Source organism: Acetomicrobium mobile (assembly GCF_937920065.1).
The window spans coordinates 1-1,974 of record NZ_CALETC010000166.1 but is presented as its reverse complement, the minus strand read 5'-3'; the positions used below and the strand labels follow the sequence as shown (position 1 = coordinate 1,974).

Annotated in this window: 2 protein-coding genes; both read left to right on the top strand. The window is 43.9% G+C overall.

The features are described 5' to 3' along the window. Positions 1-352, top strand: a 352-nt coding sequence (locus tag Q7P41_RS06115; protein WP_303882908.1) for a LexA family transcriptional regulator, incomplete at its 5' end; no start/stop codon positions are given. Between the two features lie 140 nt (positions 353-492). Continuing rightward, positions 493-1,803: an acetamidase/formamidase family protein gene (locus tag Q7P41_RS06110; protein ID WP_303882907.1), complete on the top strand. Its 1,311-nt coding sequence runs from the start codon at positions 493-495 to the stop codon at positions 1,801-1,803. Positions 1,804-1,974 lie beyond the last annotated feature (171 nt).

Here is a 1,974-nt window from a genome sequence, read left to right as displayed (position 1 = left end):
TGAAGAAATGATATATGTACCAGACGACGCTTTGGGTCCTGTGGGAGATATTCCCCCCTTTGCGGTAAGGGTCTCGGGCGAAAGCATGATCGGAGCCGGAATCACGGATAACTCCATAGTCGTTGTCAACCCTAACGGGGAAGTAGGGCAAGGAGATGTGGCTTTGGTGACCATTGGAAATGAGTGGACGGTAAAGTACATCTACACAAAAGCTGATGGTTCGTTAGAGTTGAGGCCGGCAAACCCGTCTTACAGCCCCATGTTTTTTAATAAGGAGGACTTGGCCTCCGGCTTGGTAAAAATAATTGGAAAAGTCGTCTGGATAATAGGTAAACCCAAGAAGGAGTTTTAACGTTTATTGATGGTGCTGTGTTTAAGAATAGGCATCCCAATAATTAGCCGCGTATAAAATTTTGCTCGCCTGTAAAATAGCATGGATGATAGAATTAATTTAGAAGATTTTTAAAATTGCGAACAAGGGAGTTGAGTTAAATGGCTCAAGTGATCGTTAATACAAAAGAGATGGTATGGGTGTTGGATCCTAAACAACCCTTTATGGGACCGGTTAAGGATGGAGGTGTTATAGTTGCTCGAGTGAGTCCCGGATGTTGGGGCGCTATGATAACTCCCGATTACCCGAGTGGGCATGAAGTGACGTATCCCGTTGAAGTTGAAGGCGCAGAAGTGGGAGATTCAATAATGATAAAGGTTCGAAAAATTAATGTCCTTTCCCTTGCCACTACGTCCGGTACTGATGTGCCTCAGGAAGGGCACTTTGTTGGCGATCCTTTCGTTGCCAAGAAATGTCCATCCTGCGGAACTATAAACCCTGAAACGTATGTTGATGGCATAGGAGAGGATGCTATACGTTGTAAGAAATGCGGGGCCCCGATTCATCCCTTCATCTTTGGCAACACTTATACTATCCTGATGGATTATGAAAGAGAAGTAGCGGTAACTGTACCACCTGCGGTAGCAAAGGAAATAGCTTGTGATGCAGCGTATTTTAGTGCTCTTCCTCCTGAGTCAAAACAATATTCGGCCAATATTATGGCGAGGGGTGATCTGCCTGGATTAATAGCTCCTTTACGCCCCATGGTTGGCAACCTTGGAACATGTCCTGCTATAGCAATGCCATCTTCCCATAACGCAGGAGATTTTGGCAGCTCCCTTGTGGGAGCACCCCATGAGTATGCTTTGACGGGAGAACAATTGAAATTACGAACGGACGGCCACATGGATATAAACGAAGTTGTAGAAGGTTCAATCGTAATCGCACCTGTAAAAGTAAAAGGTGGTGGTGTATACGTAGGAGATGTCCATGCTATGATGGGAGATGGAGAAATAGCGGGTCATACCACCGATGTCACTGCTGAGGTAATATTGGAAGTAAAGGTCCTGAAAGGGCTTGCTTTAGATGGTCCTATTGTGCTTCCCTTGGCTCAAGATCTTTCGCAAATCGTTTTTATACGTAGCGAAGAGATCTTGAAAAGGGCAAAAGAAGTAGCAGACTTGTATGGCTTTGAACTCGAAAGAGAAGCGTTGCCAGTTCATGTCGTAGGGACTGGCAAAAATTTAAACGAAGCCTGTGATAACGGACTTGAAAGAATGTCTGCTTTAACAGGATTGTCATTGCAGGAGGTTAAAAACAGGTGCACAATTACAGGACAGGTGGAGATTGGAAGATTGCCTGGTGTTGTACATGTATCCATGCTCGTTCCACGTAGGATTCTTGAAAAGCTAAATCTTTGGGATGTCGTTGCTAAACATTATCATTATGAAGATGGAGAAAGAATTTGTTAAAAACTCTGTGGAAGATTAATTTTATAAAGGGATTCGCAAAATCTCCTAGGGGTATGTATATTACAAGGTTCAATCTATCTTTGAGGAAGTACTAGGGAGAGCAAGCGAGATGAGTGTGTTAAACCTTGAAGTTGACGTTATGGCGAGGTCGTGGTATTTTTCTAAAGCACC

Coding starts and splice junctions, on each gene's coding strand:
- Q7P41_RS06110 (WP_303882907.1), top strand. CDS start 493: ATGGCTCAAGTGATCGTTAATACAAAAGAGATGGTATGGGTGTTGGAT.